General features: G+C 70.1%; 15 protein-coding genes. 7 read left to right on the top strand and 8 right to left on the bottom strand.

Annotation, left to right across the window (positions count from 1 at the left end; genetic code table 11):
- Nucleotides 1-98 precede the first annotated feature (98 nt).
- The 4 genes from DDF67_RS09265 (at nucleotide 99) to DDF67_RS09250 (ending at nucleotide 3,831) form a co-directional block, all read left to right on the top strand.
- Nucleotides 99-1,703 (top strand): fatty acid--CoA ligase, encoded by a 1,605-nt coding sequence (locus DDF67_RS09265; protein WP_109100600.1) that lies wholly within the window; start codon nucleotides 99-101, stop codon nucleotides 1,701-1,703.
- Entirely contained in the window at nucleotides 1,703-2,596 is an 894-nt protein-coding gene (locus tag DDF67_RS09260; RefSeq protein ID WP_109100599.1) for an oxygenase MpaB family protein, read from the top strand. Before DDF67_RS09265 ends, DDF67_RS09260 begins: the two co-directional genes overlap by 1 nt.
- Before the next feature lie 80 nt (nucleotides 2,597-2,676).
- The gene (locus tag DDF67_RS09255) at nucleotides 2,677-3,021 is read left to right on the top strand and encodes a hypothetical protein (RefSeq protein ID WP_109100598.1); all 345 of its coding nucleotides are present in this window, start codon (nucleotides 2,677-2,679) and stop codon (nucleotides 3,019-3,021) included.
- A 141-nt stretch (nucleotides 3,022-3,162) separates the two neighbouring features.
- Nucleotides 3,163-3,831, top strand: coding sequence for a dihydrofolate reductase family protein (locus DDF67_RS09250; RefSeq protein ID WP_109100597.1), 669 nt, complete (start codon nucleotides 3,163-3,165; stop codon nucleotides 3,829-3,831).
- Nucleotides 3,832-3,838: 7 nt separating this feature from the next.
- Here the strand turns inward: DDF67_RS09250 and bglX are convergent, their stop codons facing one another.
- Entirely contained in the window at nucleotides 3,839-6,133 is a 2,295-nt protein-coding gene (gene bglX / locus DDF67_RS09245) for a beta-glucosidase BglX (RefSeq protein WP_109100596.1), read from the bottom strand.
- 193 nt (nucleotides 6,134-6,326) lie between these two features.
- Between bglX and DDF67_RS09240 the strand changes: the two genes are divergently transcribed.
- Nucleotides 6,327-7,046: a cytidylyltransferase domain-containing protein gene (locus DDF67_RS09240; protein WP_109100595.1), complete on the top strand. Its 720-nt coding sequence runs from the start codon at nucleotides 6,327-6,329 to the stop codon at nucleotides 7,044-7,046.
- Here the strand turns inward: DDF67_RS09240 and pseH are convergent.
- From pseH to DDF67_RS09225, 3 genes are read right to left on the bottom strand one after another with little or no spacing between them, the layout of a single operon-like run.
- Nucleotides 7,043-7,621 carry a UDP-4-amino-4,6-dideoxy-N-acetyl-beta-L-altrosamine N-acetyltransferase gene (gene pseH / locus DDF67_RS09235; RefSeq protein WP_109100594.1) on the bottom strand — a complete coding sequence of 193 codons (579 nt, stop codon included), beginning with the start codon at nucleotides 7,619-7,621 and terminating at the stop codon, nucleotides 7,043-7,045. The two genes, DDF67_RS09240 and pseH, sit on opposite strands and share 4 nt — an antisense overlap.
- A 45-nt stretch (nucleotides 7,622-7,666) precedes the next feature.
- Nucleotides 7,667-8,725 carry a UDP-2,4-diacetamido-2,4,6-trideoxy-beta-L-altropyranose hydrolase gene (gene pseG, locus DDF67_RS09230; RefSeq protein ID WP_109100593.1) on the bottom strand — a complete coding sequence of 353 codons (1,059 nt, stop codon included), beginning with the start codon at nucleotides 8,723-8,725 and terminating at the stop codon, nucleotides 7,667-7,669.
- 42 nt (nucleotides 8,726-8,767) lie between these two features.
- Complete coding sequence (locus DDF67_RS09225; RefSeq protein ID WP_109100592.1) at nucleotides 8,768-8,992, bottom strand: hypothetical protein; 225 nt, start codon at nucleotides 8,990-8,992, stop codon at nucleotides 8,768-8,770.
- A 131-nt stretch (nucleotides 8,993-9,123) separates the two neighbouring features.
- Between DDF67_RS09225 and DDF67_RS09220 the strand changes: the two genes are divergently transcribed.
- On the top strand, nucleotides 9,124-11,412 hold the full coding sequence (locus DDF67_RS09220) for a glycoside hydrolase family 3 N-terminal domain-containing protein (RefSeq protein WP_109100591.1): 2,289 nt from the start codon (nucleotides 9,124-9,126) through the stop codon (nucleotides 11,410-11,412).
- A 124-nt stretch (nucleotides 11,413-11,536) separates the two neighbouring features.
- Here the strand turns inward: DDF67_RS09220 and DDF67_RS09215 are convergent, their stop codons facing one another.
- Nucleotides 11,537-12,157, bottom strand: coding sequence for an aspartyl/asparaginyl beta-hydroxylase domain-containing protein (locus tag DDF67_RS09215; RefSeq protein WP_109100590.1), 621 nt, complete (start codon nucleotides 12,155-12,157; stop codon nucleotides 11,537-11,539).
- Between the two features lie 50 nt (nucleotides 12,158-12,207).
- Here DDF67_RS09215 and DDF67_RS09210 point away from each other — a divergent pair, with 50 nt between their 5' ends.
- A complete protein-coding gene (locus DDF67_RS09210) occupies nucleotides 12,208-13,347 on the top strand; it encodes an aspartyl beta-hydroxylase (RefSeq protein ID WP_109100589.1) in 1,140 nt (379 codons plus the stop codon).
- A gap of 156 nt (nucleotides 13,348-13,503) precedes the next feature.
- Here the strand turns inward: DDF67_RS09210 and DDF67_RS09205 are convergent, their stop codons facing one another.
- The 3 genes from DDF67_RS09205 to DDF67_RS09195 are packed head-to-tail and all read right to left on the bottom strand — an operon-like array spanning nucleotide 13,504 to nucleotide 19,312.
- Nucleotides 13,504-14,949 carry an efflux transporter outer membrane subunit gene (locus tag DDF67_RS09205; protein WP_109100588.1) on the bottom strand — a complete coding sequence of 482 codons (1,446 nt, stop codon included), beginning with the start codon at nucleotides 14,947-14,949 and terminating at the stop codon, nucleotides 13,504-13,506.
- 1 nt (nucleotide 14,950) lies between these two features.
- Nucleotides 14,951-18,145 carry an efflux RND transporter permease subunit gene (locus DDF67_RS09200; RefSeq protein WP_109100587.1) on the bottom strand — a complete coding sequence of 1,065 codons (3,195 nt, stop codon included), beginning with the start codon at nucleotides 18,143-18,145 and terminating at the stop codon, nucleotides 14,951-14,953.
- A 12-nt stretch (nucleotides 18,146-18,157) separates the two neighbouring features.
- Nucleotides 18,158-19,312: an efflux RND transporter periplasmic adaptor subunit gene (locus DDF67_RS09195; protein ID WP_109100586.1), complete on the bottom strand. Its 1,155-nt coding sequence runs from the start codon at nucleotides 19,310-19,312 to the stop codon at nucleotides 18,158-18,160.
- Nucleotides 19,313-19,398: the final 86 nt, after the last annotated feature.

The raw sequence follows: 19,398 nt of genomic DNA, 5'->3' as shown, positions 1-19,398 counted from the left end.
ACCAAACACGGGTTTCCCGCTACCGTTGACTTACCCCGGGTCACGACGAAAACCATGTTATCCGAGCGGCCGCGAAGACGGTGCGCAGGGAGGATCGGATGACTGAAGCCGCCGCCGTCGACTTCGCCCGCATGCCCACGCTGGGGGACGTCGCCCGCTATCACGCGCAGGAGCGGCCTGACGCCGTGGCCTTCGCGTTCGAGGGCCGCGAGACCCGCTTCGAAGAGCTCGACCGTCACACCAACCAGGTGGCGCGGGCCCTGATCGCCGAAGGGCTGAAGCCGGGCGACCGCATCGCCTATGTCGGCAAGAACAGCGACCTCTATTTCGAGATGCTGCTGGGGGCGGCCAAGGCCGGGGTGGTCACCGCCCCGATCGGCTGGCGCCTGGCGCCGGCCGAGATCGCCTACATCGTCGCCGACACCGAGGCGAAGATGGTGTTCGTCGGCCCCGAGCTGGTCGATCACGTGGGCGAGGTGTCCAAGTTGCTGGACGGCCCGCGCCCGCCGGTGGTGGCCATGGAGGCGGGCGGCCCGGCCGACCTGCCGCTGTTCACCGCCTGGCGCGACGCGCAGGACGATGCCGACCCCGCCACGCCGCTGAAGTCGTCGGACGTGGTTTTGCAGCTCTACACCTCGGGCACCACCGGCAAGCCCAAGGGCGCGATGCTTACCCACGACAACCTGCTGGCCATGCGCAAGGCCGCCGCCGAGCGCGAGCCGATGGACTGGAACGTCTGGGGTCCCGACGACGTCAGCCTGGTGGCCATGCCCGTGGCCCATATCGGCGGCACCGGCTGGGGCCTCGTGGGCCTGTTCAACGGGGCCAAGGGCGTGGTGGCGCGCGAATTCGATCCGACCAAGGTGCTGGACTTCATCGAGCACGACCGGGTGTCGAAGATGTTCCTCGTGCCCGCCGCCCTGCAGATCGTCGTGCGGCTGCCGAGGGCGCGGCAGATCGACTATTCGCGCCTTAGCTACATCCTCTATGGCGCCGCGCCCATTCCTCTGGACCTGCTGCGCGAGAGCATCGAGGTGTTCGGCTGCGGCTTCGTCCAGCAGTACGGCATGACCGAGACCACGGGTACGGTGGTCTACCTGCCGCCCGAGGACCACGACCCGGCTGGCAACAAGCGCATGCGATCGGCCGGCCTGCCGATGCCGGGCGTCGAACTGCGCATCCTCGACGAGGCCGGCGGCGTTCTACCCGCGAACACCGTCGGAGAGATCGCCGTGCGCAGCGGTTCCAACATGGCCGGCTACTGGAAGCTGGACGCGGCCACCGCCGCGACCATCGACGCCGACGGCTGGCTGCGCACCGGCGACGCCGGCTATCTCGACGAGGACGGCTATCTCTTCATCCACGACCGGGTGAAGGACATGATCGTCTCCGGCGGCGAGAACATCTATCCGGCCGAGGTGGAGAGCGCCGTCTACGGCCATCCGCACGTGGCCGAGGTGGCGGTGATCGGCGTGCCCGACGACAAGTGGGGCGAGGCGGTCAAGGCGGTGGTCGCGCCCCGGCCCGGCGTCACGCCCGATCCCGACGACATCATCGCCTTCGCCCGTACGCGGATCGCGCACTTCAAGGCTCCCAAGAGCGTGGACTTCGTCGAGGCCTTGCCGCGCAACGCCTCGGGCAAGATCCTGCGCCGCCAGCTGCGCGAGCCCTATTGGGTCGGGCGCGAACGACGGGTGAACTGATGGCCGATCCCCTCTCGCGCGCCGCCGCGCGACTGCTGACGCCGGACGGGGGACCGGCGATCGACTTCTCCGCCCCCGCGGGCGCCCCGGCCCTGACCTCGCCGGACTCGGTGTCGTGGCGGGTGTTCAAGAACCCGGTGTCGCTGTTCGTCGGCGGCGTCACCGCGGTGATCCTCGAGCTGGCCGAACCGCGGGTGCGCTCTGGCGTCTGGGATCATTCCAGCTTCAAAGCGCAGCCGCTCAAGCGCCTCAAGCGCACGGGGCTGGCGGCGATGGTCACGGTCTACGGCCCGCGCGAGACGGCCGAGAAGATGATCGCCGGCGTGGTGCGGATGCACGGCCACGTGACGGGAGAGACCCCGGCGGGCGTCGCCTACCAGGCCAACGACCCGGTGCTGCTCGACTGGGTGCAGGCGACGGCCAGCTTCGGTTTCATCGAGGCCTATCACGCCTACGCCCACGCCCTGACCCCGGCCGAGCGCGACGCCGCCTTCGCCGAGGCCGCGCCGGGGGCCAGGCTCTATGGGGCGACCGGCGCGCCGACTTCGCAGGCCGAGTGGAAGCGGCAGCTGACCCTGATGCTGCCCAGCCTGGAGCCGTCGGAGATCGTCTTCGAGTTCCTGGAGATCATGAGGGCCACGCCGCTGCTGCCGGGGCCGCTGCGCCTGATCCAGAAGCCGCTGGTGCGGGCGGCGGTCGAGATCGTGCCGATCGAGGTGCGGGCGCGGCTGGGCCTGGGCGAGGCCTGGGCGCTGAACGGCGTCGAACGAGGGCTGGTGCGGCTGGCCGGCGCCGCCGCCGACAAGGCGCCGATCAAGGGCTCGCCGGCCGTGGAGGCCACGCGCCGCATGGGCCTGCCGGCCGACTATCTCTATCGGCGAAGGGCGGTCTGAGATGGCGCCCTTTAGGCGAGTTTCCTTGTATGTGCTCGTTTAAGGTGTATTCTGGTTCGGCGAAACCCAGAGAGGGCGCGATGGCCGAACGCAGGGCGATCTACAGAGTCGATGAAGCGCGTATCTGGACGGTGAAGACCAATCCGCTGGGCCTGAGCATCGCCGTGGCCGGCGCGGCGTCGACGCCGAAATGGAGCGAGTTCGAGCTCACGCCGGCGGTGTACGTAATGCCGCCCGCCGACGGCATCTACGACATCTTCTGGACCGGCCTGCCGCCGGACGAGATCGTGCCCGAAGTCCTCACGCCGGTGGAGTTCGCGTGGACCTGGATCGGTTTCCCCGAGACCCATCTCAAGGGGGTGCGGGTGCACAGCGACACGAACGTCGTCGAGGCGCTGCTGGACCATTCGCGCGAGCCGGCCTGAAAGGGCGCGGCGATCCCATCGGATCGCCTCTGACCCAGATCGAAGGGACCTCGTCCGTCGGACGGGGTCCTTTTGCGTTGACCGGTGTAGGATCACGTCGGGGCCGGGCGTCCTTGGGGGGAACCGCGAGGAGGAAGAGCCATGAGGAAACTGATCGTCGGGGCGTTCGTCAGCCTGGACGGGGTGATGCAGGCGCCGGGCGGACCCGAGGAGGATCCCACGGGCGGCTTTCGGTTCGGCGGCTGGATCGTGCCCTATTCCGACCCGGTGCTGGGCGGGGCGATCATGGCGCAGTTCGAAAAGCCCTTCGACCTGCTGCTGGGCCGCAGGACCTACGACATCTTCGCCGCCCACTGGCCCTACCAGGACCCGGAAGACCCGATCGCCAAGCGCTTCGGCGCGGCGACCAAGCATGTGGCCACCCGCTATCCCGAGCGGACGCTGCCCTGGGAGAACAGCCGCATCCTGGGTCCCGACGCGGTCGAGGGCGTGCGGCGGATGAAGGATGAGGATGGTCCCGACCTTCTGACCCAGGGTTCGACCAACCTGCTGCACGCCCTGCTGGCCGCCGGCCTGGTCGACGAGATGAACCTGTTCGTCTTCCCGGTGGTGCTGGGCGGCGGCAAGCGCCTGTTCGCCACCGCCGGTGCGCCCGGGGCCTGGACCCTGACCGGCTCGATCCTCACCGATCCCGGGGTGGTGGCCAACCGCTACGTTCGCGCGGGCGAGGTGGAGACCGGCTCGTTCCTGCTGCCCGATCCCAGCGAGGCCGAGCTGAAACGCCGCGCCGAATGGGCGGCCGAGGGCTAGGCGCCGCTCAGGCCAAGCCGACGGGCGTCAGGATGGCGGCGGCGGGATCGCGTCCCTTGCCCGAAGCAGCGATCGTAAAGGCGCCGCGAAGGCGGATATCGGCCGAGGACGAGCCGACCATCACCTCGACCTTGCCCGCCTCGATCCGCCAGCCGTCCGGGCTCCAGATCGCCAGCTGGGCGGCGGACAGGGTGAAGGTCACGCGCCGCTTCTCGCCGGGCTTCAGGGTCACGCGGACGAAGCCGCGCAGCTCCTTCACAGGCCGGGCGACGCTGGCGAGCGGATCGCGCACATAGAGCTGGACCACCTCGTCGGCCTCGAGCGCGCCTGTATTGGTCAGCGTCATCGACACCTTCACCGCGCCGGTCGGGGCGATGCTCTCGCGGTCCAGAGCCAGGTCCGAGTAGGCGAAGGCCGCGTAGCTGAGGCCATGGCCGAAGGGAAACAGCGGGCCGATGTCGACGTCGTGGTAGCGGACGGTGTCCTTGGCGAGATCCGGATCGGCCGGGCGTCCGGTGGGGACATGAGCGTAGTAGGTCGGCGACTGGCCCGTGGCGCGCGGAAAGCCGACGGGCAGGCGGCCGCCGGGCGCTGACTTGCCGAACAGGATGTCGGCCAGGGCTGGACCGGCCTCGACGCCGAGGAACCAGGTGGCCAGCACCGCGGGGGCCTTTTCCAGCACCTCCGGCGCGACCAGCGGGCGGCCCGACGGCAGCAGCACGACCACTGGCTTTCCGGTCGCCAGCACCGCGCGGGCCAGGGCGCCCTGCGCGCCGGGCAGGGAAAGGTCGGAGCGGCTGCGGGACTCGCCGCTGTGGTCGAAATCTTCGCCGACCATCAGCAGCACGAGGTCGGCGGCCCTGGCGGCCTCGACGGCGGCGGGGATCCCCGTCTCGTCGTCGCTGCGCGGGCCGGCGCCGGCGACATGGACGATCTCGGTCCCGGCCGGGGCCGCGGCCTTCAGCGCCGGCAGCAGAGGGGCGACGTCGGCGACCTGGCCGCGCGCCTTCCACGAGCCGAGCTGCGAGAGGCTGTCGGTCGCCAGGGCGCCGACGACGGCGATCTTCCTGGCGGTCGGCGCGATGGGCAGCAGGCCGCCATCGTTCTTCAGCAGCACCACGGCCTTGCGCGCGGCCTCGCGGGCGATGGCGCGATGCTCGGGGCCGGCGAAGATGGTCTTCTCGCGCTCGGGGTCGCCGAAGCGATACGGATCGTCGAATAGGCCAAGCCGCATCTTGGCGGTCAGGATCCGGGTCACCGCCTGGTCGAGCAGCGGCAGCAGGGACGGATCCTGCGCGATCGCGGTCTTCAGGTGAGCGGCGTAGACGCCGCTGGCCATATCCATGTCGACCCCGGCCTTCAGCGCCAAGGCGGCGGCCTGGACCGGGGTTTCGGCGACGCCGTGATTGATCAGTTCCAGGATGGCGTTCCAGTCGCTGACCACCAGGCCCGGCCAGGTCCACTGGGTCTTGAGCACGCCGCGCACGAGGGCGGCGTTGGCGGTGGTGGGCTCGCCGTTGAGGTCGTTGAAGGCGGTCATCATCGTGCCGGCGCCCGCTTTGGCGGCAGCATGAAAGGGCGGCAGATAGACCTCGTTCAGCGTACGGTCCGACAGCTCGGCGCTGTCGTAGTCGCGCCCGCCGGCCGCCGCGCCATAAGCCCCGAAGTGCTTGGCGCAGGCCAGGATGGAGTCTTTTCCGGCCAGCCCCTCGCCCTGGAAGCCGCGCACCTGGGCCGCAGCCATGACCGATCCGAGATAGGGATCCTCGCCGGCCCCCTCGACGATGCGGCCCCAGCGTGGGTCGCGGGCTATGTCGACCATCGGCGCGAAGGTCCAGTGCAGGCCGCTGACGGCGGTCTCCACGGCCGCCATGCGGGCGGTGGCGCGGACAATCTCCGGATCGAAGGTCGCGGCCATGGCCAGGGGCACGGGGTAGAGGGTGCGGAAACCGTGCACCACGTCGATGGCGAACAGCAGCGGGATCTTCAGCCGCGACTCCTCGACGGCCGTGCGCTGCAGTTCGCGCAGGAAAGCCGCGCCGGCCACGTGCAGGTAGGAGCCGACGCCGCCCTTGCGGACGAGGTCGAGGGCGGTCGCGTCGATCTTGGAATTGAGCGCCTTCTGGCGGCCGCCGGCCGGCTGGTGGGTCTGGCCGATCTTCTCGTCCAGGGTCATTTGCCTGAGGAGGTCGCGAACGCGGGCGTCCTGGCCGGCGGCGAGCGCAGGCAGGACGGGGGCCAGGCCAAGGGCGGCTCCGGCGGCCAGTAGCGCGCGGCGGTCGATCAGCGGTCCCTGGCCCATGGCATCCTTCTCCCTTCGATCGTCGTGCGCGGTCGTTAGGCGGGGAGAGCACTATGGTTTGACAACGCTGTCAACGCTTGGTTGTCCAAACCGTCCTCGCGAGCGAAAGTCCTCCTTAACCGGCCGGGCCGAGGGTGCGGCCGATAGAACGAGGCATGCGGACCATGAAAGCGATGTTCCAGGATGGCGCGCAGTGATCGTCGCCGTGCTGCAGGCCCGGATGAGCTCGACCCGCCTGCCGGGGAAGGTGCTGGCCGACGTCGCCGGGGCGCCGATGGTGCTGCGCCAGGTCGAGCGCCTGCGCCGCGCAGCCTCGATCGACCGGCTGATCATGGCGACCTCTAACGAGGCCAGCGACGATCCCCTGGCCCGGGCGGTGGAGGCGGCGGGCGTGGAGGTGTTTCGCGGCGCGCTCAACGACGTGCTGGGCCGGTTCGCCGGCGCGGTGGCGGGTCTGGCGGACGAGGACCTGATGCTGCGGCTGACGGCCGACTGCCCGCTGGCCGATCCGGTGCTGATCGAGGCGCTGATCGCCAGGCACAAGGCCGGCGGCGTCGACTACTCGGCCACCACCCTGCCGCACCGGACCTATCCGATCGGGCTGGACGCCGAGATTCTGAGCGCCGGCCTGCTGCGGTTGATGGCGCGGGAGGCGAACGATCCCTACGAGCGCGAGCATGTCACGCCCTTCGTCTATCGCCGGCCTGAACGCTTCGGCCTTGGCGGCCTGACCCAGGACCGCGACGAGAGCCAGGTGCGATGGACGGTCGACCTGCCGTCGGATCTCGCATTCGTGCGGGCGGTCTATGAAGCGCTTTATCCGCGAAAGCCCGCCTTCACCTCGGGCGACATCCGGGCGCTGGTGCGCGGCCGGCCGGACCTCGCCGCCCTGGGCGACCTGCCGCGGATCTAGGCTGCGGGAACGCCCGACAGGTCGAAGCCCTTGGCGATCAGGCGCTCGCGGGCGGCGTCTCGGGCCGCCCCGCGCCATTCGCTTTCCAGCAGGCCCAGGCCGATCACGTCCAGCGGCTCGCCGCCCTTGACCACGTGGTTGCGGAACACCGCCTCACGCGTGAAGCCGAAGCCCTCGTGCAGGCGCCAGACGGCCTTGTTGCTCTCGATGACCTCGCACCACAGCTTGGTCAGGCCCAGCACGCCGAAGACGTGCTCGATCACCCAGTATTCGACGAAGCTGCCGACGCCCAGGCCGCGCACGGACGGATCGGCCAGGTAGTAGGCCCAGGCGCAGCGGCTGTTCTTCAGGTCGATGTCGGCGAGATTGGCCAGGCCCACCGGATGGCCGTCCAGCTCGATGATCCAGTAGCGTACGGCCGGATTGGTCCCCAGGCGGGAGAACCAGGCGGCATGCTCGCCCTCCGAGATCAGGTGGTCGCTGTACATGTAGGGAGCGACGGCGTCGGAGTTGCGCCATTCCAGCAGCCGCTCCTGATCGTGCGCCGCAACGGCGCGCAGAGTGACTATGGGCATGACAGGGAGGTCTCGACGCGTGGCTGGCTTACACGCGGGTCAGTGTCAGGTTGTCGTCGCGCGATTGTTTCCGAAACGAGGCGAAATCAGGGCGAGAAACCGATCGGCCGTGCGCTGGGCTCCTTGGCCGTCGCAGACCTTCGCGGCGGCGAGGGACATGGTCCGCCAGGCTCCGGGGGCGTCGGCCAGGGTCGCGAAGGCGTGTCGCAGGTCTTCTGGGGCCAGGGGCTCGGCGTTCAGCGACCGGTGGGCGCCCAGCGCCGACAGCGCCTGGGCCGCCTCGCGCTGGTTGTCGGCCAGCACCAGCGAGATGGCAGGCAGGGCCAGCACGCAGCGCTCCCAGCTGCTGGAGCCGGCCGCGCCGATGGCGAGGTCCGCCCGGGCGGTCAGGGCCGGCATGTCGCGGCTGTCGACGTGCAGGGTCAGGCGCGGATCGACCGCGGCGATTTCACGCAAGGCCGACAGGCTGGGCGCCTGGCCGCCGACCACGACCTCGAGGCGCCGCTCGCCGAGCACCGGCAGCAGCGCGCGGACGGTCGCGGCGGTGATCCCGCCGACGTCGGTCAGGCCCAGAGAGACCAGCACCCGCTCGATCCGCGTCGTGGCCGCGCGGCGGACCAGGGCCTTGTCGCGCAGTGCGGCGAAGGCGGGCGACAGGGCGGCGTTGTCCGGACCGAGCAGCAACTCGGTGTGCGGCGGAAGCAAACCGTCGTAGTCGCTGGCCTGGCGGGCGACGCCGGCGTCGAGCAGAAGGTCCGCGGCCAGCGGCCGGTCGGCCAGGTCGTCGACGACGAGGGCGGGGCGGCCGGCGGCGATCTGGCGATGATCCTCGGCGTCGAGATCGTAGTGGTCGAACACCAGGGCGTCGTAGTCGGTTGCGAGAGCGGCCGCGCCAGCGATCAGGTCGTCGGCTTCGAAGGTCCCGGCGCAGATGGCGCGAGAGGCGAAGGTCTCGGAAAGGGTGGTTACGGCGGGCGGACCGGCGAAGGCGAACCCTACGCCCCTGGCCTCAAGCGCCCGCGCCAGATTGAGGCTGCGCATGAAGTGGCCGCCGCCGACGCTGGGGCCGGCGTTGACGACGAAGAGGATGCGTTCTCCAGCCATGCACCGGGCCTAGCACAGGCCAGGATGGCGGGCGAGCGGCGGTCAGGCCTGGGCCTGGTGCTCCACGTGGCCGTCCAGGACCTCTGTGCGCGAGAACACCTCTTCCTGGCCGTCGAGCAGCAGCTCCTCGGCGGCGACATGGTCGCGTTCGGCGTCGGCCAGCACCTGCCGCAGGGCCTCGACTTCGGTGTCGGCCTCGACGAGCACGCTGCGCAACGGGGCGTGGCTCTCGCCCAGCCGGATTTCGATGCGCCATTGAGCGGACATGGTCGGGTCTCCCTTCAGCCAGACTGATAACGCAAGCGGCCGTCACAGGTTCGCCCGATGAGGGGCGAGGCGTTGCGCGATGCGCCCCGGTCGGCGAGGTTGCCGGCCGCGACAAAGTCGGAAGGGATTCTATGGATCGGCGCGAAGCTTCGCTTGAAGGGATCAGCCGTCGCGGACTGATGGCCGGGGCGGCGGGCCTGGCCGGGCTGGCGGTGGCCGGCCGGTCGGCGGCGCAGGTGCGAGGGTCCGAGCGGGTCGAGGCGCTGATCGCCAGGATGACCATCGACGAGAAGGCCGGCCAGCTGTCGTGCTACGCCGACATGATCCGCCCGCCGGTGGGCGACATGAACCCGGCGATCAACCTGCGCAACACCCAGCAACTGCTGGCCGAGACGCGCGCGGGCAAGATCGGCACGCTGATGAACGGCGTCGGCGTCGAGGGGGCCTTGCTGGCCCAGACGGCGGCGGTGGAGCATTCGCGCCTGGGCATCCCGCTGCTGCTGGCCGCCGACGTCATCCACGGCTTCAAGACCGTCTACCCGATCCCGCTGGCCGAGGCCGCCAGCTTCGACCCGCCGCTGGCCTATCGCACCGCTCGCGCGGCGGCCGAGGAGGCCACGGCCCACGGCCTGCACTGGACCTTCGCGCCGATGGTCGACGTGGCCCGCGACGAGCGCTGGGGCCGGGTGGCCGAGGGCTCGGGCGAGGACGTGTTCCTGGGGGAAGCATTGGCCCAGGCCCGGGTGCGCGGCTTCCAGGGCCCGAACCTGAAGGCGGCGGACTCGATGCTGGCCTGCGCCAAGCACTTCGCCGCCTACGGCGCGGTGGCGGCCGGCATGGACTACAACACCGTCGAGCTGTCGGAAGCTACGCTGCGCGAGGTGCACCTGCCCCCGTTCCAGGCCGCTTTCGAGGCCGGATGCCTGACGGTCATGTCGGCCTTCAACGACATCAACGGCGTGCCGGCCACGGCCAACAGGCGCCTGCTGACCGACCTGCTGCGCACAGAGTGGGGCTTCAGGGGCGTGGTCATCTCCGACTACACCGCCGACCAGGAACTGGTGGCCCACGGCTACGCCGCCGACGATCGCGACGCCGCGCGCCTGGCGATCCTGGCGGGCGTCGACATCAGCATGCAGAGCGGGCTCTACAGCCGCTACCTGCCCGAACTGGTCAAGAGCGGCGCGGTGCCGATGACGGTGGTCGACCAGGCCGTGCGCCGGGTGCTGATGCTGAAGGAGGCCATCGGCCTGTTCGACCAGCCGTTCCGCTCGATCGACCCCAAGGTCCAGGCCGCCCGCACGGCGACGCCGGCCATGCGCGCGCTCTCCCGTGAGGCCGGCGCGGCCTCGATCGTGCTGCTGAAGAACGACGGCGCCCTGCTGCCGCTGCCGCGCGCGGGCAAGCGCATCGCCCTGATCGGGCCGTTCGCCGACGACCGCGACAACATCCTGGGGCCTTGGGCCTTCTTCGGCGACAAGGGCCTGGGCGTGGATCTGGCCACCGGCTTCCGCCAGGCCATGGCCGATCCCAACCTGCTGCAGACCGTCAAGGGCAGCGATGTCGAGAGCTCGATCCCCGGCGGCATCGAGGCCGCCGTCGCCGCCGCCAGGGCCGCCGACATCGTCGTGCTGGCGATCGGCGAGGGCCAGAACATGTCGGGCGAGGCGCAGTCGCGCACCGAGATCGGCATTCCCAAGCCGCAGATGATGCTGGCCGAGGCGGTGGCCGCCGTCGGTCGTCCCACCGTCGCGCTGCTGCGCCACGGCCGCGCCCTCGTCCTGGACGGCGCGGTGAAGAACGCCCCGGCGATCCTGGCGACCTGGTTCCTGGGCACCGAGACCGGCCACGCGGTGGCCGACGTGGTGTTCGGGGCGGTGAACCCGTCGGGGCGCCTGCCGGTCAGCTTTCCCTATGAGAGCGGCCAGCAACCCTATGCCTACAATCACCGCACCACGGGCCGCCCCGCCCCGGCCGACAGCGAGATCCAGGAATACAAGGCTCGCTGGCGCACGGTGAAGAACGAGGCGCTGTATCCGTTCGGCTACGGCCTGGCCTACACCACCTTTTCCCTGTCGAACCTGAAGCTGTCGTCGCCGACCCTGGCCTGGAACGGCAAGCTGCAGGTCAGCGCCCGGGTGACCAACACCGGCAAGCGCGAGGGGGTGCACGTGGTGCAGCTCTACACCCGCGACCGGGTGGCCAGCCGCACGCGGCCGGTGCGCGAGCTCAAGCGCTTCCTGCGGGTCGGCCTGAAGCCCGGCGAGAGCCGCGACATCACCTTCGAACTGGAGCGCGGCAGCCTGACCTTCTTCGGCGAGGGCGATCGCTGGACCGCCGAGCCGGGCGTGTTCGACGTCTGGGTGGCGAGCAGCGCCGTGGGCGGGCTGAACGCGCAGTTCACGCTGCTGGGGGCGTAGGCCGCGCGTCCTTCTCCCCTTGCGGGAGAAGGTGTCGGCGAAAGCCGACGGATGAGGGGTCTCTCAGATGCCGGACGCCGCGTCTGCTCGATCCGCCTTCGCGGCGGCGCCGGTCATCGACCCCTCACCCGACCTCGCTGCGCGAGGCCACCCTCTCCGGCAAGGGGAGAGGGGGATCGGTTTCGAACAACCCCCGCACCCAGTCGTTGACGTAGCCGTCGATCACCAGGTGCACGCGGTCTTCCATCCCGTGGTTGGCGACGCTGTGGGGGTCGGTGAGCTTGAGGTACCAGGCGCTGCCGGCCTCCATGACCACGCGAACGCCGTTGAGGCGGAAATCGACGTCCGGATTGGTCACCACCGGCACGTGGAAGCGCACAAGCTGCGAGCCGGCGTCGAGGTCTTCGTCGTAGTGGGTCTTGATCACCGAGCCGGGGGCCAGCTTCATCAGCCGTACGCTGGTGGCCTGGAACGGGAAGGCGGCGATCACCTCGCGGAAATAGGGGCAAGGGGCCAGGAACGGCGTGTCCTCGAACACCGTCGCGCCGGGGTCGGAATAGATCATCATCACCGGATGGGTCGCGCCCGCCTGGGCGCGCAGGGGGATGACGCTCCAGTCGCCTTCGTAGTTCTGGGTGACGAAGTGGGCGATCCAGTCGGCTCCGGCGGTGAGGGCCGCAAGGTCGGCGCGCAGGCGGGCCGGGTCGAAGGCGAGCGGCAGCTTCAGGCGGTCTGGAAATCCCATCGCCTGAGCCTATTGTGCCGCCCTTCAACCGACAAGGGCCGGGGGCGGGCATGCAACTTCAGGCGGACGGGGCGCTGGATCTTGATAGGCTGCTGGCGCGCCTGGCCGACGACGCGCCGGCCTGCGCGGCCCTGGCCGATCACTTCCGCGACGAGGATTTCACGGTGGCCGCCGAGGCGGTCGCGGCGGGCTGGGGCCTGTCGCCGGACGGGCTGGGCGAGCGCCTGGCCGGGCGCCCGGTGCTGCGCCGCCAGGCCGCGCCGCCGGCCGGCTGGCTGCCGATCGCCGTCCTGCCCGCCGAGGACGCCGTCGACTGGGCCTTTTTCGGCGCGCGGCGGCTGACCGAATCGTTCTTCGCCGACAGCATCGAGGCCGTGCGCTTTTCGCCGCTGAACCGGCTGCTGCGCCTGCGCACGCCGCTGGCGGCGCTGGACGGGCTGGCGGGACCGACGCCGGACGGCCTGGTCTTCCACATGTCGCGCTGCGGCTCGACTCTGCTGGGCCGGATGCTGGGCGCGCCGACGGCAGCGACCGTGCTGTCGGAGGCCGCGCCGATCGACCAGGTGGTGCGCGCCGACCTGCCCCTGGCGAAGAAGGTCGCTCTGCTGCGCGGCGTGACAGCGGCGCTGGGCCGGGCGCGGGGCGCGGGCGACGAGCGATTGTTCCTCAAGCTCGACTGCTGGCACGCGATGGCCTTCGAACTCTTCCGCGAGGCGTTCGCCGATGCGCCCTGGATCCATCTCTACCGGGCGCCGGAGGAGGTGCTGGTCTCGCATGCCCGCTCGATCGGCATGCAGATGGTTCCGCAGGCGGTGGGGCCGGCCGTGTTCGGCCTGGCCGCGCCGCTGGTTCCCGACGCCGATTACCAGGCCGCGGTGCTGGCGGCGATCGGCGAGGCGATGCTGGCGGCGTTCGCGGCCGACGGCGGGGGGCTGCTGGTGAACTACGACGCCTTGCCGGGCGCGGCGGCCGGGCGGGTGCTGCCGCATTTCGGCTGGAGCCCGGATGCGACGGAGGCGCAGGCGATGGCGGCGGCGGCGCTGATCGACGCCAAGGCGCCGGGGCAGGCGTTCCGGCCGGACGGGGCGGGGAAGCGGGCGGCGGTCGATCCGGCGATCCGCGGGGCCTGCGAGGACCGGCTGGACGGCCTGCACCGGCGGCTGGAGGCGGCCGGGGCGGAACGAATCTGATTGTCGGGGAGATAAGGGTGGAAGGGGCGCATCTGGGATTGGGGGGTGATGCGCCCCTTCCGGTCGCGGCGTGTCCGGGGGGATGCCGCCGCGATCAGCCCCGCACCGTCGCGCGGGGATCGTAGAGGGGAGGGGGCTTGCCCCCTCCCCGATAGGTCAGGACCCCTTGCCGGGGGCTTGGGGAGCGCCGCCGCCGAGGACCTTGTAGAGGGTGACCAGGTTGCTGGCCCGGGCCAGGCGCGCGTTGATCAGGCCCTGCTGGGCCGAATACTGCGTGCGCTGGGCGTCGAGCAGGACGAGCGAGCTGTCCACGCCGCGGTCGTAGCGCAGCTTGGTCAGGCGCGTGGTGTCGGCGGCCGCGGCGGCCAGGCGTTCCTGGGCGGCCAGGCGGTCGCCGATGGTCGCCTGGGTGGCCAGGGCGTCGGCCACTTCGCGGAACGCCGTCTGCACGGCCTTCTCGTAGTTGGCCACGGCGATCTTCTGGCCGGCCTTGGCGCTGTCGAGCCCGGCCTTGTTGGCCCCGCCGGCGAAGATCGGCACGCTGATGCTCGGCGCGAAGCTCCAGGCCTTGGTGCCGCTCTTGAACAGGCCGTCCAGATCGGCGCTGGCGCTGCCGTACGAACCGGTCAGGCTGATGCGCGGGAAGAAGGCCGCGCGGGCCGAGCCGATGTTGGCGTTGGCGCCCATCAGCGTGTGCTCGGCCGCCAGCACGTCGGGACGACGGGTCAGCACGTCCGAGGCCACGCCCGCCGGCAGATCGGGAAGGATCTGGGCGGTGATCAGGCCGCCGGCCGGCAGCAGATCGGCCGGAACCTCGGCGCCGACCAGCAGGCGCAGAGCGTTCTTGTCGCGCTCGACCTGGGCCGAGTAGGTCGCGACGTCCGAACGGGCGGTCTCGGCCAGGGTCTGCGAGGTGCGCAGGTCCAGCTGCGAGGCCGCGCCGACGTCGAACTGGCGCTGGGCCAGGGCGAGGCTGTCTTCACGGCTCTTCAGCGTGTCCCTGGCCAGGGCCAGCAGGTCCTGGTCGGCGGCCAGGGTCAGCCAGGCGTTGGCGGTCTCGGCGATCAGGCTGATCTGGGTCGCCCGGGCGGTCTGCTCGGTGGCCAGGTAGCTGTTGAGCGCCTGGTCCTTCAGGCTGCGCACGCGGCCGAAGATGTCGAGCTCATACGAGGTGATCCCGACATTGGCGTTGTAGTTTTCGATCTCGAGCGCGCCGGTGCCGCCGATGGCCGAGCCGAAGCCCGAGGCCGCCGTCGGGGTCTCGCTCTTGGTGCCCGACAGCGTGCCATTGACGGTGGGCAGCAGGGCCGCGCGCTGGATGCGGTAGGTGGCGCGGGCCTGCTCGATGTTGAGCACCGCGACCCGAAGGTCGCGGTTGTTGGCCAGGGCCAGGTCGATGGTCCCCGCCAGGCGGGGGTCTTCGAACACCTGCTTCCAGGCGAGGTCGCCGGCCGAGGCCGTCTGGCCGTTGGCCGAAGCCGTGGGCCAGGTCGTGGCGACCGGCAGGGCCGGTCGCTCGTACTTGGGGGCCATGGTGCAGGCGGCCAAGGGGCCCGTGAGCGCGCTGGCCGCCAGCAGGGTGAGGGTGAGGTTACGAAGCATCTCAGTGGCTCTCGGCCGGAGCGGCGGGGGCCTCGTCGTGGTGACGGGGCTTGGGCTTGAAGATCCGTTCGACGATCACGAAGAACAGCGGGACGAAGAAGATCGCCAGGATGGTCGCCGACAGCATGCCGCCGATGACGCCCGTGCCGATCGCGTGCTGGCTGCCCGAACCAGCCCCGTTGGAGATCGCGAGCGGCAGAACGCCGAAGACGAAGGCCAGCGAGGTCATGATGATCGGACGCAGACGGATGCGGACGGCTTCCAGCGTGGCTTCCACAAGGTCGCCGGTGCGCTCGAAGATCTCCTTGGCGAACTCGACGATCAGGATGGCGTTCTTGGCCGCCAGGCCCATGGTCGTCAGCAGGCCCACCTGGAAGTAGATGTCGTTCGACAGGCCGCGCAGGGTGGTCGCCAGCAGGGCGCCGACGATGCCGAGCGGGATGACCATGATGACCGACAGCGGGATCGACCAGCTCTCGTAGAGGGCCGCCAGCAGCAGGAACACCACCAGGATCGAGATCGCGTAGAGAGCCGGAGCCTGGTTGCCCGCTTCACGTTCCTGGGCCGACAGGCCGGTCCATTCGAAGCCGATGCCGGCCGGCAACTGGGCGGCGATCTTCTCCATGGCCGCCATCGCGTCGCCCGAGCTCTTGCCCGGGGCCGGAGCGCCCTGGATGTTCATCGACGACAGGCCGTTGTAGCGCTCCAGGCGCGGCGAGCCGTAGACCCAGCGGGTCGTGGCGAAGGCCGAGAAGGGCACCATCTGGCCGCTGCTGTTGCGGACGTACCAGTTGTTCAGGTCTTCGGGCTTCATGCGGTAGGGCGCGTCGGCCTGCATGTAGACCTTCTTCACCCGGCCGCGATCGATGAAGTCGTTGACGTACGAACCGCCCCACGCGGCGCTGAGCGCGGCGTTGATGTCGGCCGTGGTCAGGCCCATCGAGCCGGCCTTGGCCTGGTCGATGTCGATCTTCAGCTGCGGGGTGTCTTCCTGGCCGTTGGGACGCACGCCGACCAGGTTGGGATCCTGGCCAGCCATGCCAAGGACCTGGTTGCGGGCCGCGGTGAGGGCGTCATGGCCCACGCCGCCGATGTCCTGCAGCTGGAAGTCGAAGCCCGACGAGGTGCCCAGTTCCGGCACGGCCGGCGGCACGACGGCGAACACCATCGCATCGCGGATCTGCAGGAACTTGCCCATGGCGCGGCCGGCGACGGCCGGGGCCTTCAGATTGGCGGCCTTGCGCTCGTCGAAGTCCTTCAGGCGGACGAAGGCGAGACCGGCGTTCTGGCCGGCGCCGCTGAAGCTGAAGCCCGAGACGGTGAACACCGACTGCACGGCTTCCTTCTCTTCGTCCATGAAGTGGCTGCGGACCTGGTCGAGGACGCCCAGGGTGCGTTCCTCGGTGGCGCCCGGCGGCAGCTGGACGAGGGTGATCATGATCCCCTGGTCTTCTTCCGGCAGGAAGGCGCTGGGCAGGCGGACGAACAGCAGGCCCATGACCAGGATGATGACGCCGTAGATGGCCATCCAGCGGACACTGCGGCCGAGGATCTTGCGGACCCCGCCCTGATAGCGTCCCGAGACGTCGTTGAAGCTGCGGTTGAACCAGTTGAAGAAGCGGTTGAAGAAGTTGATCACCGCACCGAGCGCGCCCGGATGATCGGTGCGCAGAGCCTCGCCGTGGGCGCGGTCATGCGGCTTCAGCATGGTGGCGCAGAGGGCCGGCGTCAGCACCAGGGCGACCACGACCGACAGCATCATCGCCGAGACGATGGTGATCGAGAATTGGCGGTAGATGACGCCTTGCGAGCCGCTGAAGAAGGCCATCGGCACGAACACCGCCGACAGCACCAGGGCGATGCCGATCAGGGCGCCGGTGATCTCGCCCATCGACTTGCGGGTGGCCTCGACCGGAGAGAGACCCTCTTCGCTCATCACCCGCTCGACGTTCTCGACCACGACGATGGCGTCGTCGACGAGCAGGCCGATGGCCAGCACGAGGCCGAACATGGTCAGGGTGTTGATGGAGTAGCCGAAGGCCGCGAGGATGCCGAAGGTGCCCAGGAGGACGACCGGGACGGCGATGGTCGGGATCAGGGTCGCGCGCCAGTTCTGCAGGAACAGGAACATGACGATGAAGACCAGGATGATGGCTTCCACCAGCGTCTTGATCACTTCGTGGATCGACAGCTCCACGAACGGCGTGGAGTCGTAGGGCACCACGTACTTGTAGCCGGCCGGGAAGCTCTTCTCGAGCGTGGCCATCTGCTCCTTGACCGCCTTGGCGGTGTCCAGGGCGTTGGCGCCCGGGGCCAGGCGGATGGCCAGACCCGCGGCCGGACGGCCGTTGAACTTCGCGGTCGAGACGTAGCTTTCGGCGCCCAGCTCGACGCGGGCGACGTCGCGCAGGCGGACCAGAGCCCCGCCCGTGCTGTTCTTGACGATGATGTTCTCGAACTCTTCAGGCGTCTGCAGGCGCGACTGGGCCGTGATCGTCGCGTTCAGGCCCGTGCCCGGCAGGTTGGGCGTGCCGCCCAGCTGGCCGGCCGAGACCTGGGCGTTCTGGGCCTGGATGGCCGCCGACACGTCCGAAGGCGTCAGGCTGTAGGACGACAGCTTGTTCGGGTCGAGCCAGATGCGCATGGCGTACTGGGCGCCGAACAGCTGCACTTCGCCGACGCCGTCGACACGGCTCAGCGGGTCCTGGATGTTGGACGCGATGTAGTCGGCCAGGTCGGTGTTGGTGGTCTTGTCGCTCTCCGAATAGAGGCCGACGACCATCATGAAGTTACGGGCCGACTTGGCGACCGTCAGGCCTTGCTGCTGCACTTCCTGCGGCAGCAGGGCGGTGGCGGTCTGCAGCTTGTTCTGGACCTGCACCTGGGCGATGTCGATGTCGGTGCCGGCCTTGAAGGTCAGGGTGACCGTGGCCGAGCCCGAGCTGTCGCTGGTCGACGACATGTAATCCAGGCCGTCGAGGCCCTTCATCTTCTGTTCGATGACCTGGGTGACGCTGTCCTCGACCGTCTTGGCCGAGGCGCCCGGATAGTTGGCGGAGACCGAGACCTGCGGCAGGGCGATCTCGGGATACTGGGCGATCGGCAGCGTGCGGATGGCCAGGGCCCCCGCCAGCATGATCACGATCGCGACGACCCATGCGAAGATGGGTCTGTCGATGAAGAAACGGGACAGCATTGTGGGCCGGCCTTAGCGTTGAGCGGTGATGACGGCGGCCTTCACGGGCGCGCCAGGACGGACCTTCTGCAGGCCTTCGACGATGACCTTGTCGCCGACCTTCAGGCCGGAGGTGACCAGCCACTTGTCGCCGACCGTCTGGCCGACGGTGATCGGACGGATCTCGGCCATGTCCTTGGCGCCGACGACGGTGACCGTGGCGTTGCCCTTCGGGTCGCGGCTGACGCCGGCCTGCGGGATCAGCACGCCGTTGGAGGCCACGCCCTTGCCGAGGGTGGCGCGGACGTACATGCCCGGCAGCAGCGTGCCGTTGGGGTTGTCGAAGGTGGCGCGCAGGCCGAACGAGCCGGTGGTCTGGTCGACGGTGACGTCGGCGAACTCCAGGCGGCCCTGGGTCGGGTAGGTCGAGCCGTCTTCCAGCTTCAGGCTGACCTGGGCCGAACCCGAGCGGCCCAGCTGGCCGCCGGCCAGGTCGCGCTGCAACTGCAGCAGCTCGGCCGACGACTGGGTCAGGTCGACATAGATCTTGTCGAGGTTCTGGATGGTGGCCAGGGCCGTGGTCTGGGTGGCGGTGACCAGGGCGCCGGGGGTGACCGAGCTCTTGCCGATGCGGCCCGAGATCGGGGCGACCACGCGGGTCCAGCCCAGGTTGATCCGGGCGGTCTCGACGGCGGCCTTCTGGGCGGCGACGTTCGCCTGGGCCTGCTGGGCGGCGGCCTGGGCGTCGTCGTTGTCCTGCTTGGAGACGGCGTTGACGGCGACCAGCTCCTTGTAGCGGTCGGCCTTCAGCTTGGCGGCGGTGTAGGTCGCCTGGGCCTGGGCCAGGCCCGCCTGGGCGCTGTTGACCGCCGCCTGGAAGGTCGCCGGCTCGATCTGGTAGAGCGGCTGGCCGGCGCGGACGTAGGAGCCTTCCTGGAACAGGCGGGCCTTGACGATGCCGCCGACCTGCGGACGCACTTCCGAGACCAGATAGGCCGAGGTGCGGCCCTGCAGTTCGCTGGTCAGGGTCACCGGCTCGGTCTTCACGACCACCACGCCCACGGGCGTGGGACCGCCCGCGCCCATGCCGCCAGCGGCTCCGCCCTTGCCTTGCCCGCAGGCGGCGAGGGTGAGCGAGACAGCCGCCAGAAGAACCGCCGAAGCGGCGAGCGGACGTTTGATAGCCATGGATATCCCCGGAGCGACAGGCTGCCGCAGGGGGGGAGGTCCCCTTGACGACGCGCCTATGATGAACAATTTGAGAATGAACGTTC

This window comes from Caulobacter endophyticus (genome assembly GCF_003116815.1).
In the GTDB taxonomy this organism is placed as follows: Bacteria; Pseudomonadota; Alphaproteobacteria; order Caulobacterales; family Caulobacteraceae; genus Caulobacter; species Caulobacter endophyticus.
The sequence above is the reverse complement of the archived record's forward strand: the minus strand, read 5'-3'. Positions and strand labels throughout refer to the sequence as shown.

Excerpts from the sequence above, each read along its gene's own strand:
- DDF67_RS09265 (WP_109100600.1), top strand. The coding sequence starts at position 99 with ATGACTGAAGCCGCCGCCGTCGACTTCGCCCGCATGCCCACGCTGGGG.
- DDF67_RS09260 (WP_109100599.1), top strand. The coding sequence starts at position 1,703 with ATGGCCGATCCCCTCTCGCGCGCCGCCGCGCGACTGCTGACGCCGGAC.
- DDF67_RS09255 (WP_109100598.1), top strand. The coding sequence starts at position 2,677 with ATGGCCGAACGCAGGGCGATCTACAGAGTCGATGAAGCGCGTATCTGG.
- DDF67_RS09250 (WP_109100597.1), top strand. The coding sequence starts at position 3,163 with ATGAGGAAACTGATCGTCGGGGCGTTCGTCAGCCTGGACGGGGTGATG.
- bglX (WP_109100596.1), bottom strand. The coding sequence starts at position 6,133 with ATGGGCCAGGGACCGCTGATCGACCGCCGCGCGCTACTGGCCGCCGGA.
- pseH (WP_109100594.1), bottom strand. The coding sequence starts at position 7,621 with ATGCCCATAGTCACTCTGCGCGCCGTTGCGGCGCACGATCAGGAGCGG.
- pseG (WP_109100593.1), bottom strand. The coding sequence starts at position 8,725 with ATGGCTGGAGAACGCATCCTCTTCGTCGTCAACGCCGGCCCCAGCGTC.
- DDF67_RS09225 (WP_109100592.1), bottom strand. The coding sequence starts at position 8,992 with ATGTCCGCTCAATGGCGCATCGAAATCCGGCTGGGCGAGAGCCACGCC.
- DDF67_RS09220 (WP_109100591.1), top strand. The coding sequence starts at position 9,124 with ATGGATCGGCGCGAAGCTTCGCTTGAAGGGATCAGCCGTCGCGGACTG.
- DDF67_RS09215 (WP_109100590.1), bottom strand. The coding sequence starts at position 12,157 with ATGGGATTTCCAGACCGCCTGAAGCTGCCGCTCGCCTTCGACCCGGCC.
- DDF67_RS09210 (WP_109100589.1), top strand. The coding sequence starts at position 12,208 with ATGCAACTTCAGGCGGACGGGGCGCTGGATCTTGATAGGCTGCTGGCG.
- DDF67_RS09205 (WP_109100588.1), bottom strand. The coding sequence starts at position 14,949 with ATGCTTCGTAACCTCACCCTCACCCTGCTGGCGGCCAGCGCGCTCACG.
- DDF67_RS09200 (WP_109100587.1), bottom strand. The coding sequence starts at position 18,145 with ATGCTGTCCCGTTTCTTCATCGACAGACCCATCTTCGCATGGGTCGTC.
- DDF67_RS09195 (WP_109100586.1), bottom strand. The coding sequence starts at position 19,312 with ATGGCTATCAAACGTCCGCTCGCCGCTTCGGCGGTTCTTCTGGCGGCT.